This window comes from Salinisphaera sp. Q1T1-3 (genome assembly GCF_003602005.1).
In the GTDB taxonomy this organism is placed as follows: Bacteria; Pseudomonadota; Gammaproteobacteria; order Nevskiales; family Salinisphaeraceae; genus Salinisphaera.
On the sequence record NZ_QZWD01000047.1, the window covers coordinates 1 to 420 of the forward strand.

1 protein-coding gene is annotated in these 420 nt (G+C 65.0%); it reads left to right on the forward strand.

The window, feature by feature from the left end; all coding sequences use genetic code 11:
- The coding region (locus tag D3260_RS17590) for a hypothetical protein (protein ID WP_158583596.1) at positions 1 to 295 on the forward strand (295 nt) is incomplete at its 5' end.
- Positions 296 to 420 lie beyond the last annotated feature (125 nt).

The window sequence follows — 420 nt, forward strand, 5'->3', positions numbered from 1 at the left end:
CATGCTCTTCAACTCGCAGCTGCTGAACGGCGATACCTGCCTGCGGGTGCAGGGCGAGTCCGAAAACCTGCTCGGCACCGGCATTGTCTTCGACGGCGTGCAGCTCGACTGCACGACGAACAACGAGGGCGACAACGTCCAGGCGGTACAGGACTTCCTCGACAGCAGCAACGTCAGCGAGGGCGCCAGCCTGCCCCCGGCGGGCACGCTCCCGGCTGACGGCTTCTTCGAGCAGAACAGCACCATCGGTGCGGACGTGGACAGCTGGAAGGGCACCTGGACCTTCGGGATCTGAGGTCCGGTGACTTGCAGCGGCAAAGCAGGCCAGGCTCCGCGAGGGGCCTGGCTTGTTTTCGCCCACCCCTCCTACCGCGCAGGCCGCTGGCGTGCGCATGGAACAGGCGAAAGAGTTGATTATGA